This window comes from Tahibacter sp., from assembly GCF_035481375.1.
GTDB lineage: Bacteria > Pseudomonadota > Gammaproteobacteria > Xanthomonadales > Rhodanobacteraceae > Tahibacter.
On record NZ_DATIGT010000235.1, the window covers coordinates 1 to 16,876 of the forward strand.

At 68.8% G+C, this 16,876-nt stretch carries 19 protein-coding genes; 13 read left to right on the forward strand and 6 right to left on the reverse strand.

Annotation, left to right across the window (positions count from 1 at the left end; genetic code table 11):
• A partial coding sequence (locus VLF18_RS15640) for a VCBS repeat-containing protein (RefSeq protein WP_325280567.1) occupies nt 1–506 on the forward strand: 506 nt, incomplete at its 5' end.
• 71 nt (nt 507–577) lie between these two features.
• Here VLF18_RS15640 and VLF18_RS15645 read toward each other — a convergent pair.
• Entirely contained in the window at nt 578–1,144 is a 567-nt protein-coding gene (locus tag VLF18_RS15645; protein WP_325280568.1) for an ATP-binding protein, read from the reverse strand.
• 166 nt (nt 1,145–1,310) lie between these two features.
• On the opposite strand from VLF18_RS15645, the gene VLF18_RS15650 reads away from it, so the two are divergent.
• From VLF18_RS15650 to VLF18_RS15680, 7 genes are all read left to right on the forward strand, one after another.
• Complete coding sequence (locus VLF18_RS15650) at nt 1,311–3,548, forward strand: bifunctional serine/threonine-protein kinase/formylglycine-generating enzyme family protein (RefSeq protein ID WP_325280569.1); 2,238 nt, start codon at nt 1,311–1,313, stop codon at nt 3,546–3,548.
• A complete protein-coding gene (locus tag VLF18_RS15655) occupies nt 3,545–4,225 on the forward strand; it encodes a DUF502 domain-containing protein (RefSeq protein WP_325280570.1) in 681 nt (226 codons plus the stop codon). Before VLF18_RS15650 ends, VLF18_RS15655 begins: the two co-directional genes overlap by 4 nt.
• A gap of 37 nt (nt 4,226–4,262) precedes the next feature.
• Nucleotides 4,263–5,123, forward strand: coding sequence for an acyl-CoA thioesterase II (gene tesB / locus VLF18_RS15660; protein WP_325280571.1), 861 nt, complete (start codon nt 4,263–4,265; stop codon nt 5,121–5,123).
• A 37-nt stretch (nt 5,124–5,160) separates the two neighbouring features.
• On the forward strand, nt 5,161–5,604 hold the full coding sequence (locus VLF18_RS15665; RefSeq protein WP_325280572.1) for a hypothetical protein: 444 nt from the start codon (nt 5,161–5,163) through the stop codon (nt 5,602–5,604).
• Nucleotides 5,605–5,644: 40 nt separating this feature from the next.
• Nucleotides 5,645–6,115, forward strand: coding sequence for a DUF421 domain-containing protein (locus tag VLF18_RS15670; protein WP_325280573.1), 471 nt, complete (start codon nt 5,645–5,647; stop codon nt 6,113–6,115).
• Nucleotides 6,116–6,146: 31 nt separating this feature from the next.
• Nucleotides 6,147–6,863, forward strand: a complete 717-nt coding sequence (locus tag VLF18_RS15675; RefSeq protein ID WP_325280574.1) for an arginyltransferase — start codon at nt 6,147–6,149, stop codon at nt 6,861–6,863.
• 64 nt (nt 6,864–6,927) lie between these two features.
• Nucleotides 6,928–7,212, forward strand: coding sequence for a hypothetical protein (locus tag VLF18_RS15680; protein ID WP_325280575.1), 285 nt, complete (start codon nt 6,928–6,930; stop codon nt 7,210–7,212).
• A 152-nt stretch (nt 7,213–7,364) separates the two neighbouring features.
• On the opposite strand, the gene VLF18_RS15685 is transcribed toward VLF18_RS15680, so the two are convergent.
• From VLF18_RS15685 to purT, 3 genes are all read right to left on the reverse strand, one after another.
• On the reverse strand, nt 7,365–7,646 hold the full coding sequence (locus VLF18_RS15685) for a hypothetical protein (RefSeq protein WP_325280576.1): 282 nt from the start codon (nt 7,644–7,646) through the stop codon (nt 7,365–7,367).
• Entirely contained in the window at nt 7,643–9,157 is a 1,515-nt protein-coding gene (locus tag VLF18_RS15690; protein WP_325280577.1) for an FMN-binding glutamate synthase family protein, read from the reverse strand. Before VLF18_RS15690 ends, VLF18_RS15685 begins: the two co-directional genes overlap by 4 nt.
• 94 nt (nt 9,158–9,251) lie before the next feature.
• Nucleotides 9,252–10,448: a formate-dependent phosphoribosylglycinamide formyltransferase gene (purT, locus tag VLF18_RS15695; RefSeq protein ID WP_325280578.1), complete on the reverse strand. Its 1,197-nt coding sequence runs from the start codon at nt 10,446–10,448 to the stop codon at nt 9,252–9,254.
• 139 nt (nt 10,449–10,587) lie between these two features.
• Between purT and VLF18_RS15700 the strand changes: the two genes are divergently transcribed.
• Together VLF18_RS15700 and VLF18_RS15705 are read left to right on the forward strand one after the other, a co-directional pair.
• Complete coding sequence (locus VLF18_RS15700) at nt 10,588–12,054, forward strand: transglutaminase-like domain-containing protein (protein ID WP_325280579.1); 1,467 nt, start codon at nt 10,588–10,590, stop codon at nt 12,052–12,054.
• The gene (locus tag VLF18_RS15705; protein WP_325280580.1) at nt 12,051–12,956 is read left to right on the forward strand and encodes a hypothetical protein; all 906 of its coding nucleotides are present in this window, start codon (nt 12,051–12,053) and stop codon (nt 12,954–12,956) included. Before VLF18_RS15700 ends, VLF18_RS15705 begins: the two co-directional genes overlap by 4 nt.
• 188 nt (nt 12,957–13,144) lie before the next feature.
• Here VLF18_RS15705 and VLF18_RS15710 read toward each other — a convergent pair whose 3' ends face one another.
• On the reverse strand, nt 13,145–14,266 hold the full coding sequence (locus tag VLF18_RS15710; protein ID WP_325280581.1) for an FAD-binding oxidoreductase: 1,122 nt from the start codon (nt 14,264–14,266) through the stop codon (nt 13,145–13,147).
• A 120-nt stretch (nt 14,267–14,386) separates the two neighbouring features.
• On the opposite strand from VLF18_RS15710, the gene VLF18_RS15715 reads away from it, so the two are divergent.
• The 3 genes from VLF18_RS15715 to VLF18_RS15725 all read left to right on the forward strand — a co-directional run bounded on the left by VLF18_RS15715 (nt 14,387) and on the right by VLF18_RS15725 (nt 16,352).
• Entirely contained in the window at nt 14,387–15,253 is an 867-nt protein-coding gene (locus VLF18_RS15715; protein WP_325280582.1) for an SPFH domain-containing protein, read from the forward strand.
• A gap of 4 nt (nt 15,254–15,257) precedes the next feature.
• Complete coding sequence (locus tag VLF18_RS15720; protein WP_325280583.1) at nt 15,258–15,440, forward strand: Arc family DNA binding domain-containing protein; 183 nt, start codon at nt 15,258–15,260, stop codon at nt 15,438–15,440.
• Between the two features lie 342 nt (nt 15,441–15,782).
• Complete coding sequence (locus VLF18_RS15725; RefSeq protein ID WP_325280584.1) at nt 15,783–16,352, forward strand: M15 family metallopeptidase; 570 nt, start codon at nt 15,783–15,785, stop codon at nt 16,350–16,352.
• A 70-nt stretch (nt 16,353–16,422) separates the two neighbouring features.
• Here VLF18_RS15725 and VLF18_RS15730 read toward each other — a convergent pair.
• Nucleotides 16,423–16,876 (reverse strand): sulfotransferase (locus VLF18_RS15730; RefSeq protein ID WP_325280585.1); only part of this gene is annotated, 454 nt, incomplete at its 5' end.

The window sequence follows — 16,876 nt, forward strand, 5'->3', positions numbered from 1 at the left end:
TGCCGACGAATCTCGAATTCGATTTCGTGCTCAGCGGCGAATTCGACGGCGACGGTCATGCGGATCTGGTCTGGCTCAACCGCGCAAGCGGCGAACTCGAGGTCTGGCTCATGGACGGCGACAAGCCGTGGCAGCGTTACATGCTGAAGCGTCCGACCAAGGATTCCGACCTGTTTGCCGCGGTCGACGTGAACGGCGACGGCTATGAAGATCTGGCCTGGCGCGACGGTTCGACGACGCAGATCATCGTGAGCCAGATGCTGGCCGGCGTGCCGCGGCGCGATCTGGTCGGCCAGATGCCCTCGCCGACCGCACGGATTCTCGGCAGCGCGCACTTCGGCCGTCCTGGCCAGCGCGACTACGGTTTCGGCCAGATCGCCTTCCACGATCCCGCGAGCGGCGAGCTGTTCGTCTGGCAGGACGCACGCACCGGCGCCGGCCAGATCCGCGGCACGCCGCTGGTGCTGTACGTCGATCGCAGCGTTGAGCCTGAGCGGTTGCGCTGAGCAGAAGAGCCGGGAATGGAGTATCGGGAATCGGCAAGGCCGGAGCGCGGCAACCGCTCACGCCGGTGATGCTATCCCGCTGCTCCGGCGCGACGCACCTGCGCGATGGCCGCCACGGCCTCCACCGCCAGCCGGCAGACTTCGGTCGCCGGCAGGCGCGCGTCGATGGTCAACGCGCCGGGCGGCGGCGGTTCCATGCGCGCGAGCACATCGCCGACGATGTCCGGCGTGCGGTCGCGCGCGAGATGGCGGTTTTCGGCGACGTCGCGCGCGATGCGTTCGCGCGCGAGCTCCGACGGGCAGTCGAGGAAGATCGCAACGGGCGTGCAGGCGTGCTGGCGCACGATCTGATCGACGCGCGCGAGATCGGCGCGGCGCGAGAACGTGCAGCCGTCGATGACGCTGGACTCGCCGAGCATGCAGTTCACTTCGAGCGCGAGCAGCACGCCGCGGAACGACGCGCGCTTCTCGACGAAGCTGTAGCTGCAGCGCGGAAACATGGCGTGACGGATCGCGTCGCGGTCGACGCGGCGGAAGTCGAGCTGGTCGGCCAGCGCCCGCGCGACGAGGCTCTTGCCGGATCCGGGCAGGCCGATCAGCGCGACGACGACGGGGGAACCGCCCCGCGGTGCGGACACGGGAGAGCGGGCGGCGGGAACCGGTGTCGGCGCGGAACTCATGGCCGGACTAGCCTGCCACGCGCCTCGTCGACGCGCCAGCAACGACTTTTCGTATGCACGCAACCATTCCTATACATCGCTTCCGATAGAATGCGCGTCGTTCCTCCCCTGTCTCCCACGGCCGATGACCGCCAATCCGGGTATTCCGTTCGAAATTCCCGGGTACCGCATCACTCGCCCGCTCGGTCAGGGCGGCATGGCGACGGTCTATCTCGCCGTCCAGACGGCGCTCGACCGCGAGGTCGCGGTCAAGGTGCTCGGTGCCGATCGCGCGCCCAGCGAAGACCTCATCAAGCGCTTCGAGAACGAAGCCCGCCTGATCGCCCGGCTCGACCACCCGCACATCGTCAGCATCTATGAGGTCGGGCGCGCGTCGAGCGGACACCTCTACTACACCCTGCCCTACCTCCCGAACGGCGATCTGTCGAGCCGGACCGACGCGAGCGATCCACAGCGGATTCTCGAAATCCTGCGCTGCCTGGCCCAGGCGCTCGGCTACGCGCACCAGCACGGCATCGTGCATCGCGACGTGAAGCCCGAGAACGTCTTGTTCGACAAGCTCGACCGCCCGCTGCTGACCGATTTCGGCATCGCGCTCGCGCGCCATTCCGACGTGCGCGTGACGCGCGAGGGCGCAACGCTCGGCTCGACCGGCTACATGAGCCCCGAACAGGCGCGCGGCCAGGTGCTCGACGGCCGGTCCGATCTCTACAGCCTCGGCGTCATGGCGTATGAACTGCTGACCGGGGACCTGCCGTTCCACGGTCCGGACGCGCTGTCGGTCGCGCTCGCCCATGTCGAACAACCCGTGCCGCGGCTGCCGCCGACGCGGCGCGCCTGGCAGCCGCTGATGGACAAGCTGCTGGCCAAGGACCCGGCGCAGCGCTATGCGACGGCCGAGGAACTGCTCGCGGCGCTCGATCAGGTCGAGCGCGAGCTCAGGCAGCGCCGCAATGCTCCCGCGGTCAAGGCCTGGGGCGAGCGCGTGCGCGAATGGCCGGCCAGCATCTGGGTCGGCGTCGCCTCGATCGCGGGCACGCTGCTGTTGCTGGCGATGCTGCTCTGGCCCAAGGGCGACGAATCCCCCGAATCGCGTTTCGTGACGGCGCCGTCGCTCGGCGGCATGGCCGAAGCAACCGCGGCCGGCGACGCCGGGCAGACGCCGCCGGCCGATCCGGAAGCGGCGGCCGCTGCGGCCGCGGCGCATGTCGCGGCGCTGCTCGACACGGCCGTGCGCCAGCTCAACGCCGGCAAGATCGTGACACCGGCCGCCGACAACGCAGCCGAAACCTATCTTGCCGTGCTCGCGCTCGACGCGGACAACGCGACCGCGCGCGAAGGCGTGAACGGCGTGTTCGCCGCGCTCGGCGAGCGCGTCGATCAGGCGCTGGAAACCGGCGATGGCGAAAGCCTGCGCAGCCACTACGACCAGGCGCGCCTGCTGGCCGACCGCGCGCAACTGCGCGAAAGCCCGGCCTGGACCGGTTTTCTCGCGGGCCGCCACGCCGTGTTCGAAAAGCGACTGCGCACGGCAGGCTCTGCCGAGGCGCTGGCTGCACTGAAGCCCGCAGCCGAACTGCTGGCGCAGGATCAGGCCGTGCTGCTGACCCGCTGGCAGGACGCCGAGCGCGCGCTTGCCGCCCGCACGCGCAAGGCCAGCGAGCTGGAGCCGCCGCTCGTCTACGTGCCGGTCGACGTCGACGGCCATCGCATCGACCACGCCTTCGAGCTCGGCCGCACCGAAGTCACGCGCGCCGAATATGCGCGCTTCGTCCGCGCGACCGGCCGCCCGGCGGCGCGGTGCCGGGAACCGATGCGTCCGCTGTCGCGGCTCAAGAGCCTCGAATGGCGCGACCCGGATTTCCCGCAGGACGAGGACGAACCCGTCGTCTGCGTGAGCTGGGACGACGCGAACGCCTATGCGCGCTGGCTCAGCGCCGAGACCGGCGCGCGTTATCGCCTGCCGACCGAATCGGAATGGACGCACGCCGCCGGCAGCCTCGCGCGCGGCGGCGCCTGCGAGCAGGGCAACGTCGCCGACGCAAGCATGGGCACGCGCTGGACGCTCGCGAGCCGGCACAAGTGCTCCGACGGCCGCGCGCACACCTCGCCGGTCGGCCGCTACAAGGCGAGTTCGCTCGGCCTGCACGATCTCGCCGGCAATGCGAGCGAATGGACCGCGGGCTGCGGCGCCAAGAACTGTTCCGAGCGCATTTTCCGCGGCACGTCGTGGCGCGACGGGCCGGACGAAACCGCGGCCGGCCGGCGCGGCGAGAGCGACGCCGACATGGGCTACACGACGATCGGCTTCCGCCTCGTGCGCGAACTCGACGGCGCGCCCGCCACGGCGGCGACGCCGTGAACACGACAGGCCCACCGCGCCGATCATTGCACCTGCAGCGCTACCTGATCACCGGCATTCTCACCGTCGTGCCGCTGTGGATCACGTTCGTCGTGTTCCGCTTCGTCGCCTCGCTGCTCGCCGAATTCGGCACGCCATTGATCGGCGCGCTGTTCGCCTGGCTCGGCGCGCTGTTTCCGCGACTGCGCGTGCTGCTCGAGGAAGCCTGGCTCATCAGTGCGATCAGCTTCGCGGCCACGCTCGTCATCCTCTATCTGATCGGTCTCGTCGCGAACCGCGTACTCGGCCAGCGCCTGCTTGGCGCGTTCGACGCGTTCATGGAGCGCATCCCGCTCGTGCATTCGATCTACGGCGGCACCAAGAAGCTCATGGCGCTGCTGCAGAACAAGCCGAACGGCACGCAGCGCGTCGTGCTGATCGACTTCCCGTCGGCCGGACTCAAGTCGATCGGTTTCGTCACCCGCGTGTTCGACGATGCGGACGGCCGTCAGCTCGCCTCGGTCTACGTACCGACGACGCCGAATCCGACCGGCGGCTATCTCGAGATCGTGCCGGTCGACCGGCTGATCGCCACCGACTGGAGCGTCGACCAGGCCATGGCCTTCGTGCTGTCGGTCGGCGCGGTCGCGCCCGATGCGCCGTTCCCGGCCGTACCGCCGCCGCGCGACCAGGCCTAGCCCGTACAATGCGCGCCCCACCGCCTGCCGCACGCCGATGACCCACGTCGTACACGAACTGATCGACCTGCTCGCGCTCGAGCGCCTCGAAGACAACTTGTTCCGCGGCCAGAGCCGCGACATCGGCACGAAGTACGTGTTCGGCGGCCAGGTACTCGGCCAGGCGCTGTCGGCCGCGCAGAAGACCGTCGACGGACCGCGCCACGCGCACTCGCTGCATGCCTATTTCCTGCGCGCCGGCGACATCGACGCGCCGATCGTCTATTCGGTCGAGCGCACGCGCGACGGCAGCAGTTTTTCCGTGCGCCGCGTCGTCGCGATCCAGCACGGCCAACCCATCTTCACCTGCTCGGTCAGTTTCCAGATCGAGGAGGACGGCGTCGAACACCAGCTGTCGATGCCCGAAGTGCCCAAGCCCGACGATCTCGCCCCGCCCGCGGCGATTCCGCCGGAGCAGCTCGAACGCGTGCCGGTCAAGCTGCAGCGCTGGCTCGGCATGAAGGGGCCGTTCGAATTCCGCCACGTCTATCCGCGCGACGAATTCAATCCGCCGAAACGGCCGCCGTATCAGCAGGTCTGGTTCCGTCTCGCCGACCGCGTACCCGACTCGCCGGAGCTGCACCGCACGCTGCTCGCCTACGCCTCGGATTTCCATCTCGTCGGCACGGCCACGTTCCCGCACGGCATTTCCTACTTCCAGCCCAACGTGCAGATGGCGAGCCTCGACCACGCGCTGTGGTTCCACCGCGCGTTCCGCGCCGACGACTGGCTGCTGTACAGCTGCGACAGCCCGACCGCGCAGAACGCGCGCGGCCTCGCGCGCGGCCTGATCTACGACCGCAACGGCGTGCTCGTCGCGAGCACCGCGCAGGAAGGCCTGATTCGCCTGACGAAATGAGCACGGCGCATGCTGTGCCCCCACGGAACGCCGGACCATGAGACAGATCTACACCTCGCTGCGCCAGGAAAACATCGATCGCGTCGTCGCGCTGATGACCGAGCACGCGATCGAAACGACGGTCACGAACCGCTCGAACTACAAAGGCAGCGACTGGAAGCGCTTCAGCTACACGAGCCGTCCCGAGGCGAGCACCTGGCCGCAGGTCTGGGTCGTCAACGCGAACGACCAGACGCGCGCGCGCGAACTGCTGCGCGAAGCCGGCATCGAGCCGCCGGTGCGCTATGCCGACGAGCTCGCCGCGTCGCGCGAACCGCTGGCCGGACCGGCAAAGCATCGCGCCGTCGCGAGCCGCCTGCGCATGGTGACGCTGTGCCTCGTCGGCGTCGCCGCGCTGCTGCTGTCGCTGCATACCTGCAGCACGCGGCAGGCCGAACCGCCCAAGCCCAAGCCGCAGGTCATTCCGGTCACGACGCATTGAGTCCGCGCGCCGCACGGCGGCGCCGCGAAGGACGCTATACATGTGGAATCTGTCCGAACCGTGGTGGGAACTGCTGCTGCGCGGCAGCCTCGTCTATCTCGTGCTGTTCGCCCTGCTGCGCTTTTCCGGCAAGCGGCAGGCCGGACAGATGACGCCGTTCGATCTGCTCCTGCTGCTGATCATCTCCAATGCCGTGCAGAACGCGATGATCGGCCAGGACACGTCGGTTCTCGGCGGCCTGATCGTCGCGGGCGTGCTGGTGGCCTGGAACAATCTGCTCGGCTGGCTCACGAGCCGCCATCGCCGCATCGAGGCACTGCTCGACGGCAGGCCCGAGGTACTCGTCCACAATGGCCGCGTGTTCGAGGACGTGCTTGCGCGCAACCGCATGTCGCTCGAGGAACTGCAGTCGGCGCTGCGGCGCGAAGGCTGCTTCGATCTGAACGACGTCGGTTTCGCCGTGCTCGAAACCAACGGCGCGGTTTCCGTAAAGCGGCGCACCTCGGCGTAGAATCGGCGCCGACGGCCCCCGGGATGCGCCGATGAAATCCGATGTCGTCCGACTCTTCCAGACCCTGCCGCACGACTGCGGCTACTTCGCGGGCCGCATCGCCCAGAACCTCGTCATCGACCCGAGCGCGCCGCATCTGGCCGGCGTCTACGGACTCGCGCTGACGCGCGGCTTCCGCCGCGCCGGCGGCCACGTCTACCATCCGCACTGCGGCAGCTGTCGCGCCTGCGTGCCCTGCCGCGTCGACGTCGCGAAGTTCACGCCCGACCGCAGCCAGCGCCGCTGCCTGGCGCGCAACGCCGACCTCGACCTCCATGTCGAACCGGCGCGCTATACCGAGGAATATTTCGAGCTGTACCAGCGCTATCTGCTCGGCCGCCATCGCGGCGGCGGCATGGACGCGCCGCAGCAGGAGGATTTCGCGCGCTTCCTTTACACCGAATGGAGCCCGACGCGGTTTCTCGAGATCCGCCGCAACGGCCGCCTGCTCGGCGTCGCCGTCACCGACGCCTGTACGCCGGGGTTGTCGGCGGTGTATACCTTTTATGATCCGGCCGAGACCGCGCGCGGCCTCGGCACGTTCGCGATCCTGTCCCAGCTCGCCTGGGCTGCGCGCGAACGCCTGCCGCACGTCTATCTGGGCTACTGGATCGCAGGGCATCCGAAGATGGACTACAAGCGGCGCTTCCGACCGCTCGAACTGATGGTCCACGGCACCTGGAGCGCGTTCGAGCCCGACGGACACTGAAACCTGTTCGCACGCAGTGGCGTGCGTCGTTCTGCTGGTGGCCTTCCACCGAACCGGAGTTCGTATGTCGCGCTCGTCCTTCCTGCTGCTGACCCTTCTGCTCGCCGCCGCCGGCAGCACCCACGCGCAAACGTCTGCCAAGGACGCCGCCGTAACCTGCAAAGGGCCGTTCAAGGCCCTGCTTGAAGCCAGCGCAGCCGAAAAGCGCGGCGTCATGCTGTACTTCAACGGCCAGACCCTGGCGGGCGTCGTCACCGCCTGTCACGACGACGGCCGCATCGAACTGAAGAGCCAGCAGTACAGCCGCGTGATCGTGCTCGCCGACCGCGTCGACGGCGCGGCGATGTAAAAGACACCGGTAGGTTGCGGTGAGCGCAGCGAACCGCAACATCGGCATGCATCACGTCGCCGCCATGGCGATCGGTGCGATGCCCCCGCGCAACGCCGCGAACCGCGCCGTGCGGTTCGCCGCGCTCGCCGCAATCGACGTCCATCTATTCGTCAATTTCCGTTCGTGTGCTGCGCGAACCCGATGCCATGCTCGCTGTGCACGGACATCACCAGGCGCACCATGCCGTGCGGAATCATGATCTCGAGTTCGCTCGGCATGCCGCGCGCATCCTTGCCGACGAGGGTCATGCCGAACAGCGGTCCCGAGGTGTCGACTTCCGCGCAGACGATATGCGGGCCGCCGGGACCGTCGAGCAGATAGGGCTTCATCGGTTCGCCGAGCGCTTCGATCGCTTGCGGAAACAGGAAGACGGCGTATTGCGTGTCGCTCACGGGCGCGCTCCGGCGGGGTCGGTGGCATAGGGATACAGTTCGTCGAGCCGGCGCGACAGGCCGTCGTCGCCGACGACGCGCGCGTGCCAGCGGCGCAGTTCGCGCGGCTCGCGCACGCCGCAGGCATGCGCGATGACGCCGACTTCGTACATCAGATTGCGTGCGTAGTGCGCGACGCGCTCGGCCTTGTCGGTGACGACGAGGCCGCGCTGCAGGCGCGGATCGTGCGTCGTCACGCCGGTCGGACAGGTGTTGCGGTTGCACTGCAGCGCCTGGATGCAGCCGAGCGCGAACATGAAGCCGCGCGCCGAGTTCACGAAATCCGCCCCCATCGCGAGCGCCCAGGCGACCTCGTAAGGCGTGATGCACTTGCCCGAGCAGACCACGCGGATGCGCTCGCGCAGGCCTGCGCGCGTCAGCGTGTCGACGAGCAGCGGCAGCGCTTCGCGCAGCGGCAGTCCGACGCCGTCCATCAGCGACTGCGGCGCAGCGCCGGTGCCGCCTTCCGAGCCGTCGACGACGATGAAGTCCGGTGCGCTCGCGACGCCGCGGCGATGCACCTCGACGCAGAGGTCGGCGATCCAGGCCACGTCGCCGAGCGGCGCCTTGAAGCCGGTCGGCTTGCCGGTGACGTCGCGGATATGGCCGATGACGTCGAGCAGATCGGCGACGCAGTCGATCTCCGGATGCCGGTTCGGGCTGATCGAATCGGCGCCTGCCGGAATGCCGCGGATCGCGGCGATTTCCGGCGTGACCTTGGCGCCGGGCAGCACGCCGCCCTTGCCGGGCTTTGCGCCCTGGCCGAGCTTGAGGTTGAACATCTTCACTTGTGGATGCGCGGCGATCGCGCGCAGCCGGTCGTCGTCGAGCCGCCCCTCGGCGTCGCGCACGCCGTACTTCGCCGTGCCGATCTCGAACACGAGCGCGCAGCCGCCTTCGAGATGATACGGCGACAGGCCGCCTTCGCCGGTGTCGACCCAGATGCCGGCGCCGAACGCGCCGCGCGTCAGCGCGCGCACGGCCGGCGCCGAGATCGCACCGAAGCTCATCGCCGATACGTTGAAGAACGCCGCGTGCGCATACGGCTCGCGCGCATGCGGGCCGATCACGAGCGGCTGCGGCGCGACCGCGTCCTCGTCGAGCGTCGGGAACGCCGTGTTGACGAAGAACACCGTGCCTTCGGGACGCAGGTCGCGCGTCGAACCGAAGGCGCGCGTGTTGTCGATGTTCTTGGCCGCGCGATAGACCCAGGTGCGCTGCGCGCGGTTGAACGGCAGCTCCTCGCGATCCATCGCGAAGAAATACTGGCGGAAAAATTCGCCGAGGTGCTCGAACCAGTAGCGGAACCGGCCGATCACCGGATAGTTGCGCAGCACCGCGCTGCGCGTCTGGTTGCGGTCGACGACGAAGAACACGAGCGTCGCGAGCACGAGCGAACCGACCACGACGAGAAACAGCGCAGCCATCAGCTCGATCGTGCCGATCACCCAGCCGGCCAGCGTGGTTTGCATGCGCGCCTGCTCCGCGAGTCGAGGGGTGGATAGTAACCAGAGGGAAGTGTCCAGGAGCTAGCGAAAGCGTGCAGCGGCCTTCTCCATTTCCTGTCTACTCTTCTCTATTTCCTACATTCACGCTGATCTTCGCCGCTGCCACGCGCGCCTTCGCGCGCGCCGCATCGACGTCGTCCGCGCGCGCGAGCGTCACGGCCATGCGGCGGCGCCCGCGTACCTCGGGCTTGCCGAAGATCCGCAGCATCGTGTCGGGCTCGGCCAGGGCGTCGGCGATGCCGTGATAAGTCGGGGCTGCGCCGTCGCCGTCGACGAGCACGGCGCACGAGGCCGACGGACCGAACTGGCGGATCTGCGGCACCGGCAGGCCGAGGATCGCGCGCACGTGCAGCGCGAACTGCGGCAGATCCTGCGCGATCAGCGTGACCAGGCCGGTATCGTGCGGGCGCGGGCTGACTTCGGAAAAAATCACTTCGTCGCCGCGCACGAACAGCTCGACGCCGAACACGCCGTGGCCGCCGAGGTTGTCGGTGACCGCGCGCGCGATCGCTTCGGCGCGCTGCAGCGCGAGCGATGACATCGGTTGCGGCTGCCAGGATTCGCGATAGTCGCCGTCGACCTGCAGATGCCCGATCGGCGCACAGAAATTCGTGCCGTCGCGATGGCGCACCGTCAGCAGCGTGATCTCGTAGTCGAACGCGACGAAGCCTTCAACGATGACGCGGCCCTGTCCGGCGCGTCCGCCGCTCTGCGCATAGTCCCAGGCCGGGCCGATGTCGTCGTCGCCGCGGACCACGCTCTGCCCCTTGCCCGAAGAGCTCATGACGGGCTTGACGACGCAGGGCAGCCCGAGCGCGCGGACGGCGTCGCGGTACTCGTCTTCGGTGTCGCAGAAGCGATAGGGCGAGGTCGGCAGGCCCAGCGTTTCGGCCGCGAGGCGGCGTATCCCTTCGCGGTCCATCGTGAGCCAGGCGGCGCGTGCCGTCGGGATCACGGTGAGGCCGGTCTGTTCGAGCTCGACCAGCGTCGGCGTGTGGATGGCCTCGATCTCGGGCACGACGAGATCGGGCTTCTCCAGTTCGATCACGCGGCGCAGTTCCTGCGCATCGAGCATGTTGATGACGTGGCTGCGATGCGCGACCTGCATGGCCGGCGCGTTCGCATAGCGGTCGACCGCGATGACCTCGACCGCATAGCGCTGCGCTTCGATCGCGACTTCCTTGCCGAGTTCGCCCGAGCCCAGCAGCAGCAGACGCAGCGCGCCGGGCGAGCCCGGAGTACCGAACGGTTTCATGGGGTGTTCCGAGGAAGATAAAGACCGCGATTGTACTTGGAGCTTTTCCCGCACTGGGAGGACCGGCATGCATTCCCCGCCCGCGGCTCTGGCAAACTCACGATCGCGCCTCCCCTACCCCAGCCGGTCCTGTCCCCTCATGCGCCGATCCGTTCGCGTCGTCCGTTGGTTGCTCGCCTCGCTGATCACCCTTGCCGCCTGCGGCGCCGTCGCACGGGCTGCGGTCGAGGAAACCTGGATGACCGTCACGCTCGACGGTCGCAAGATCGGCCACATGCTGAACCAGCGCGAGGCCGGCGCCGATCGCATCGTGACCACGCAGGCGATGAACCTCAGCATCGAGCGCGCCGGCATCGTCGTCGCGCTCGAAGTCAGCGAGACGCACGAGGAAACGCCGACCGGCAAGCCGCTCGCATTCCGCACGCATTCGCGCATGTCGGGCGTGGAGTCCACGAGCGAAGGCACGGTCGATGCCGACGGCACGATCCGCGTGACGAACAGCGTCGGCGGGCTCAGTCAGAACAAGACCGTGACCTGGCCCAAGGGCGCGCTGTTCAGCGAAGGACTTCGGCTCGAAGCGATCGGGCGCGGACTCAAGCCCGGCACGCGCTATGAAAGCCTCGCATTCCAGGCGTTGAATCTCGAAGCGTTTCCGCTGACGACGACGATCAAGCCGGCCGAATACGTCGACGTCCCCGGCGGCCGGCGCGAACTGTTTCGCGTCGAGCGCGAGCTGAAGCTGCCCGGCCTGCCGCTGACGAGCACGGACTGGATCGACAAGGATTACCACGTGCGCAAGGTGACCATGTCGCAGCTCGGTCTCAAGCTCGAAGTACTGGCCTGCGACAAGGCCTGCGCGCTCGCGCCGAATCAGCCCGGCGACGCGCTGCAGCAGGCGCTGGTTGCGGCGCCGCGGTCGCTGCGCCGCGACGATCTCGAGCGTCCGCTGCGCTATCGCCTGGGCGCGCGCGAACGCGCCGCACAACTGAGCTTCCCGCCGACCGGCGAGCAGAAAGTGGAACGCCGCGGCAACGACTACGTCGTCACCGTGTCGCCGCAGCCGCGCGCCGGCGCCGAGCCGCCACCGGTCGCCGCCGACAGCCAGCCCAACGCGTGGCTGCAGTCGGGCGCCGCGGAAATCGTGCAGCTCGCGAAACAGGCGTCCCCCGGCGACAAGCAGCCGGCAGCGCGCATGCGCGAACTCGAAGCCTTCGTGTTCGGCTACATCGACAAGAAGAGCCTCAGCGTCGGCTACGCGTCGGCGCTGGAAACCGCGAAGTCGCGCCAGGGCGACTGCACCGAGCACGCGCTGCTGTTGGCCGCGCTCGGCCGCGCGCACGGCATTCCGACGCGCATCACGACCGGACTCGCGTTCGTCGAATCCTTCGGCAACGCCGAGCGCGTGTTCGTGCCGCACGCCTGGGTGCAGGCGTGGATCAACGGCCGCTGGCAGAGCTTCGATGCGGCGCTCGGCCGCTTCGACACGGGCCACATCGCGCTCGGTGTCGGCGACGGCGATCCGTGGCGCTTCTTTTCCGGCGTGACGACGCTCGGCAACCTGCGCGTCGACGCGATCGAACCGGCGACCGCGGCGACGGCGCAATGAGCCGCACGATGCGCGGCTTCGGCGCGCTCGCACTCATGCTCGCCGCGACCGCCGCCGATGCGCAGCGCGTGCCGGACGTGGTCGCGCTCGTGCGCGACGGACGGCTCGGCGAAATCAGCGGCATGGCCGCATCGCCGCAGACAACCGGCCGCTTCTGGGTGCACAACGATTCCGGCTCGCCGGCCGACGCGTTCGCGATCGACACCACAGGACGCGTGCAGGCGCAGCTGCGCGTCACCGGCGTCAAGCCGGTCGACTGGGAAGACATGGCCGCCTTCGCGCTCGACGGCCGCTCGTGGCTGCTGCTCGCCGACACCGGCGACAACGGCGGCGTGCGCAAGCGCGTCGAACTCGTCGTCGTCGAGGAACCCGTCATCGCCGCCGACGCGCACGAGCTGTCGCTCAAGACGGCACCGGCTTGGCGCATCGCGTTCCGCTATGCCGACGAACCGCACGATGTGGAAGCCGTCGGCATCGACGTGCCCGGCGAGACCGTGCTGCTGCTGACCAAGCGCACGACGCCGCTGCAGATCTGGTCGCTGCCGCTGCGGCCGGGCAAGGACGCGGAAACCATCGCGACGCCCGTCGGCACGCTGCAGCCCGCCGACGAACTGCTGCCGACCGTGGATTTCGAACGCCGCCTGATGCCGGGCCGCCCGACCGCGCTGTCGATCAGCCGCGATGCGCGCCGCGCGGCCGTGCTGACCTACAACTCGGTCTGGATCTACGACCGTGCCGCGGGCGAGTCGTGGGCGCACGCGTTTGCCCGCAGGCCGCGCGCGTTTCCGATCGCGCTGCTCGCGCAGGCCGAGGCGATCGCGTTCGGCGCCGACAACGACACGGTCTATGTCACCGGCGAGCGCTGGCCGGTGCCGCTGTTGAAATTCGATGTGAGGCCGTGACTGCGTTCGGACGTTCGGCGCGTTGACGGCGGCGAAATCGCGCATCGTGGCCATAACCGCGTAGGGCGCAATAACCGAAGGGCATTGCGCCGTCCTTTTTGCGCGTTGCGCCATCCACGGCTGCGTCGCCGCAGTTTCAGGAACGCGGCTTTCGGGGAGACGGCGCAATGCCCTTCGGTTATTGCGCCCTACGCCAGCCATTCGCTCAATGCGCTGCGTTCGCCGAGGGCGAGTCGCGCGAGTGCGCGGCCGCAGAGCGCGCCGAGGATGTTGCCGGTGCCGTCGTAGGCGCCGGTCGCGAAGACGCCGCGCGCGATCTCGCCGAACACCGGCAGTCCGCGCTGCGTGAAGGCGACGCGCGCGGACCAGCGGTGCGTGACCGCGGCGCGGCTGCCGAGACGATCGCGCAGCAAGGCATCGAGATGCGCTTGCACGCGCGGCGATACGCCGTCCGCGGCGCGCCATTCCTCGTCGCCGCCGAGATCGCGTCCGCCGCCGAGCGCGATGCGCCCGTCCGCGCGTTGCAGCCAGTAGTCGTTGCCGTCGCGGAAATACACCGGGCGCTGCAGCGTCACCGTCGCGTCGGGCGCCGTCGCGAGCATCTGCAGCCGCGCCGAATGCACCTCGCCGGCGAACTGCGGCAGCAGCGCTTCGAGACCGCCGTCGACGGCGACGAACACGAGATCAGCGCGGACCGTGCGCCCGCTCGTCATCGTGACGACGCCCGGCGCGATGTCGCCGACCTCGCCCCGAAACAGCGCGACGTCCTGTGCGACGAGCGTCGCGGCCAGCTCGCGCCAGTAGCGGGCAGGATCGAACACGCCGTCGTCGGCGAACAGCACGCCGCGGCCTTCGGCACCGAGATACGGCACGGCCGGCAGACCGTCGCGCTGCATCGCCTCGATCTGCGCGACGCAGTCGCGTTCTTCCTGCGCGTCGGCCGCGACGCGCAGCGAACCCGTCTGCCGGCAGACGTCCGGCGACTGCGCATAGCGCCGGGCCAGTTCGGAACGCGTCAATGCGTAGATGCCGAGCGCACGCTCGCGGCCGTAGCGCTGCACGGCGTCATGGTAGAACGCGGCCTGACCCGCGAGCAGGAAGCCGCCGTTCGCGCCAGCCGCTCCGGCCGCGACGCCGTGGCGATCCACGCCGACGCAGCGCAGGCCCGCCTGCCGGCATTCCGCGAGCGCACTGAGCCCGCTGCCGCCGAGTCCGACGACGCAGACGTCGGCCCGCACTGCGTCGGGCAGCGCGCCGAGTCCGAGGTCGAGCCCGTCGCGCCAGATCGATTCCGCCCGTGTTTCCCGCATGCCTGCCCCTGTCTGCGCCGCGCGCCGCATGGTAGCGGCTGGCCGTTGCTCATGCCTGCTGGCCGCTTGTTGAATTGATATCAAATTGATATCGTCCTCGCACACTCCAGGAGCGTCGCCATGAACGAGAAAACCGCTTGGTCCCTGCCCGGTATTCCGGGCCTGATCGCCCTGCTCGCCGGCTACGCAATCGCCGCCGTCATCTTCTTCCAGGGCGCCGCCGCGCGCGATGCCGGCGGTCCGCTCGGCGGCATCGTGATGTTCGTCGTCCTGAGCTTTCTGTCCAAGGGCTTCTTCCAGGTCCAGCCGAACCAGGGCAAGGTCATGCAGTTGTTCGGCCGCTATGTGGGCACCGTGCGCGCCGAGGGGCTGCGCTGGACCAATCCGTTCTACGGCAAGAGCAACGTATCGCTGCGCGTGCGCAACTTCGAATCGTCCAAGCTCAAGGTCAACGACAACGACGGCAATCCGATCGAGATCGCCGCGGTCGTGGTCTGGCAGGTCGTCGACACCGCCGAAGCGGTGTTCCAGGTCGACGACTACGAGAACTTCGTACAGATCCAGTCCGAAAGCGCACTGCGCCAGATGGCGACCAGCTATCCCTACGACGCGCACGACACGGGCGCGCCGAGCCTGCGCAGCCACGGCAAGGAAGTGAACCAGCATCTGCGCGACGAGATCCAGGAACGTCTCGGCAAGGCCGGCGTCGACGTCGTCGAGGCGCGCATCACGCATCTGGCCTATGCGCAGGAAATCGCCCAGGCCATGCTGCAGCGCCAGCAGGCCGGCGCGATCATCGCGGCCCGCACGCGCATCGTCGAAGGCGCCGTCAGCATGGTCGAGATGGCGCTCGAACAGCTCAGCAAGCGCGGCGTCGTCGAACTCGACGAAGAGCGCAAGGCGGCGATGGTGTCGAACCTGCTCGTCGTGCTCTGCGGCGAACGCGGCACCCAGCCGGTCGTGAATACCGGCACCCTGCACCACTGACGCCGTGAGCGAGAAAAAAGCCTATCCGCTGCGCATCAATGCGGCCGTGCTCGACGCGATGCAGACCTGGGCCGACGACGAACTGCGTTCGCTCAACGCGCAGATCGAGTACGTGCTGCGCGATGCGCTGCGCAAGAGCGGACGGCTGAAGTCCGCGGCAGAGGCCGAGCGCAAGAAAGGCGAATGAGTACGCTGCCGGCGAAACGCCGGCGGTGCGATGCGTCAAGGCGCGACCGGCAACCGTTGCCCTCGCCGTCATCGGCGCAGCGCCGCGGTCCGGCATCGGCACGCCTGCCCGCCATCGGTACGCTCGGCGTACGGCTGAGCACGACATCGCGGCCCGTGCGATTGTCGGCCACGCGATTCCCGCATCGTGCTCGGCTACCTCTTGCGTTTGCGCGGCATCGAAGCCGCGATGCTCGTGCGGGCCGGTTCGCCTCTGGTCGCAACTGCGTACACGGAGGTAGAAAATTTCAATCGGCGGATAGGACGCTGGCGGCGCAGGCGTTCCTGTGGCGACAATCGCCGAATGACACGATTGCCGTCCGAATTGCCGGCGCCGCCGCCTACCGCAGCGCCGACGCAGCGCATCGCACTGCTGGCGCGCGCACGCGAACTCGGCGTGCCGGCCGACTATGGGCGCCGTCGCGCGCTGCGCGCCACGCGCGAACCTGCGCATCTTGCCTTCGCCGGGTACGACATCCACGCGCGCCCACAATGGCTGACACCGCGCGCGGCGCGCGCGTGGCTGCGCATGCGCCATGCCGCCGCGCTGGGCCAGATCGAACTGCAGCTCGTCTCGGCGTTCCGCTCGATCGAATATCAGGTCGGCATCATCGAACGCAAACTCGCGCGCGGCCAGGACATGGCGCAGATCCTCGCGGTCAGCGCCGCGCCCGGCTACAGCGAACACCACACCGGCCGCGCGATCGACCTCACGACACCGGGCTTCGCCGCGCTCGAGGAAGAGTTCGAGCAGTCCCCCGCGTTTCGCTGGCTTGTGAAAAACGCCGCAGAGTTCGGTTTTTCACTGTCGTTCCCGCGCGGCAACCGCCATGGCATCACCTACGAGCCGTGGCACTGGTGCTGGCGGCAGTGACGAGTGGAAAGGAGGAACGGGAAACGAGTGGCGGCGCACCCCGGCACTCGTTTCCCGCTCCTCTCCACTCTCAGCCCGTCTTGACGCCGAGCTTCTCCATTTCGGGCAGCAACTCCGCGTAGGCCTTCCAGCGCCCCACGGAACTCGCATAGACGCCCTGGCGCGCCTGCCAGACGCTCGCGGTCGCGATCGCGTCGCGCGGTGCGTCGGCGCCACGCGGCTTCCTGTCGGCCGCGCTCGCCGGCGTCGCTGCCGCCGCCGGCGTGGCCGGCGGCGGCGGCAGGCCCAGGAATGTGAACAGTCGCGTGAGATTGGCTTGCGTATTCGCCACGAGGCTTTCGTAGTCGAGTTCGAGCACGCGGATCGGCAGCACCTTGCGCCAGTGGTCCATCAGCGCGTGATAGCCGCGCGCGTAGGCGCCGATGTCGCCGAAGTCGTAGGCCCAGTTCATGTCGTCGTGGGCGAAGTGCTGGCTCCAGAGCGACAGCGCCGTGTCGCGCAGGTCGCGGCGGCAATGGATGATG

Bases quoted from the DNA above. Each gene is read 5' to 3' on its own strand.
- VLF18_RS15675 (WP_325280574.1), top strand. From the start codon at position 6,147: ATGAAATCCGATGTCGTCCGACTCTTCCAGACCCTGCCGCACGACTGC.
- VLF18_RS15650 (WP_325280569.1), top strand. From the start codon at position 1,311: ATGACCGCCAATCCGGGTATTCCGTTCGAAATTCCCGGGTACCGCATC.
- VLF18_RS15665 (WP_325280572.1), top strand. From the start codon at position 5,161: ATGAGACAGATCTACACCTCGCTGCGCCAGGAAAACATCGATCGCGTC.
- VLF18_RS15670 (WP_325280573.1), top strand. From the start codon at position 5,645: ATGTGGAATCTGTCCGAACCGTGGTGGGAACTGCTGCTGCGCGGCAGC.
- VLF18_RS15705 (WP_325280580.1), top strand. From the start codon at position 12,051: ATGAGCCGCACGATGCGCGGCTTCGGCGCGCTCGCACTCATGCTCGCC.
- VLF18_RS15680 (WP_325280575.1), top strand. From the start codon at position 6,928: ATGTCGCGCTCGTCCTTCCTGCTGCTGACCCTTCTGCTCGCCGCCGCC.
- VLF18_RS15690 (WP_325280577.1), bottom strand. From the start codon at position 9,157: ATGCAAACCACGCTGGCCGGCTGGGTGATCGGCACGATCGAGCTGATG.
- VLF18_RS15715 (WP_325280582.1), top strand. From the start codon at position 14,387: ATGAACGAGAAAACCGCTTGGTCCCTGCCCGGTATTCCGGGCCTGATC.
- VLF18_RS15725 (WP_325280584.1), top strand. From the start codon at position 15,783: ATGACACGATTGCCGTCCGAATTGCCGGCGCCGCCGCCTACCGCAGCG.
- VLF18_RS15700 (WP_325280579.1), top strand. From the start codon at position 10,588: ATGCGCCGATCCGTTCGCGTCGTCCGTTGGTTGCTCGCCTCGCTGATC.
- VLF18_RS15710 (WP_325280581.1), bottom strand. From the start codon at position 14,266: ATGCGGGAAACACGGGCGGAATCGATCTGGCGCGACGGGCTCGACCTC.
- tesB (WP_325280571.1), top strand. From the start codon at position 4,263: ATGACCCACGTCGTACACGAACTGATCGACCTGCTCGCGCTCGAGCGC.
- purT (WP_325280578.1), bottom strand. From the start codon at position 10,448: ATGAAACCGTTCGGTACTCCGGGCTCGCCCGGCGCGCTGCGTCTGCTG.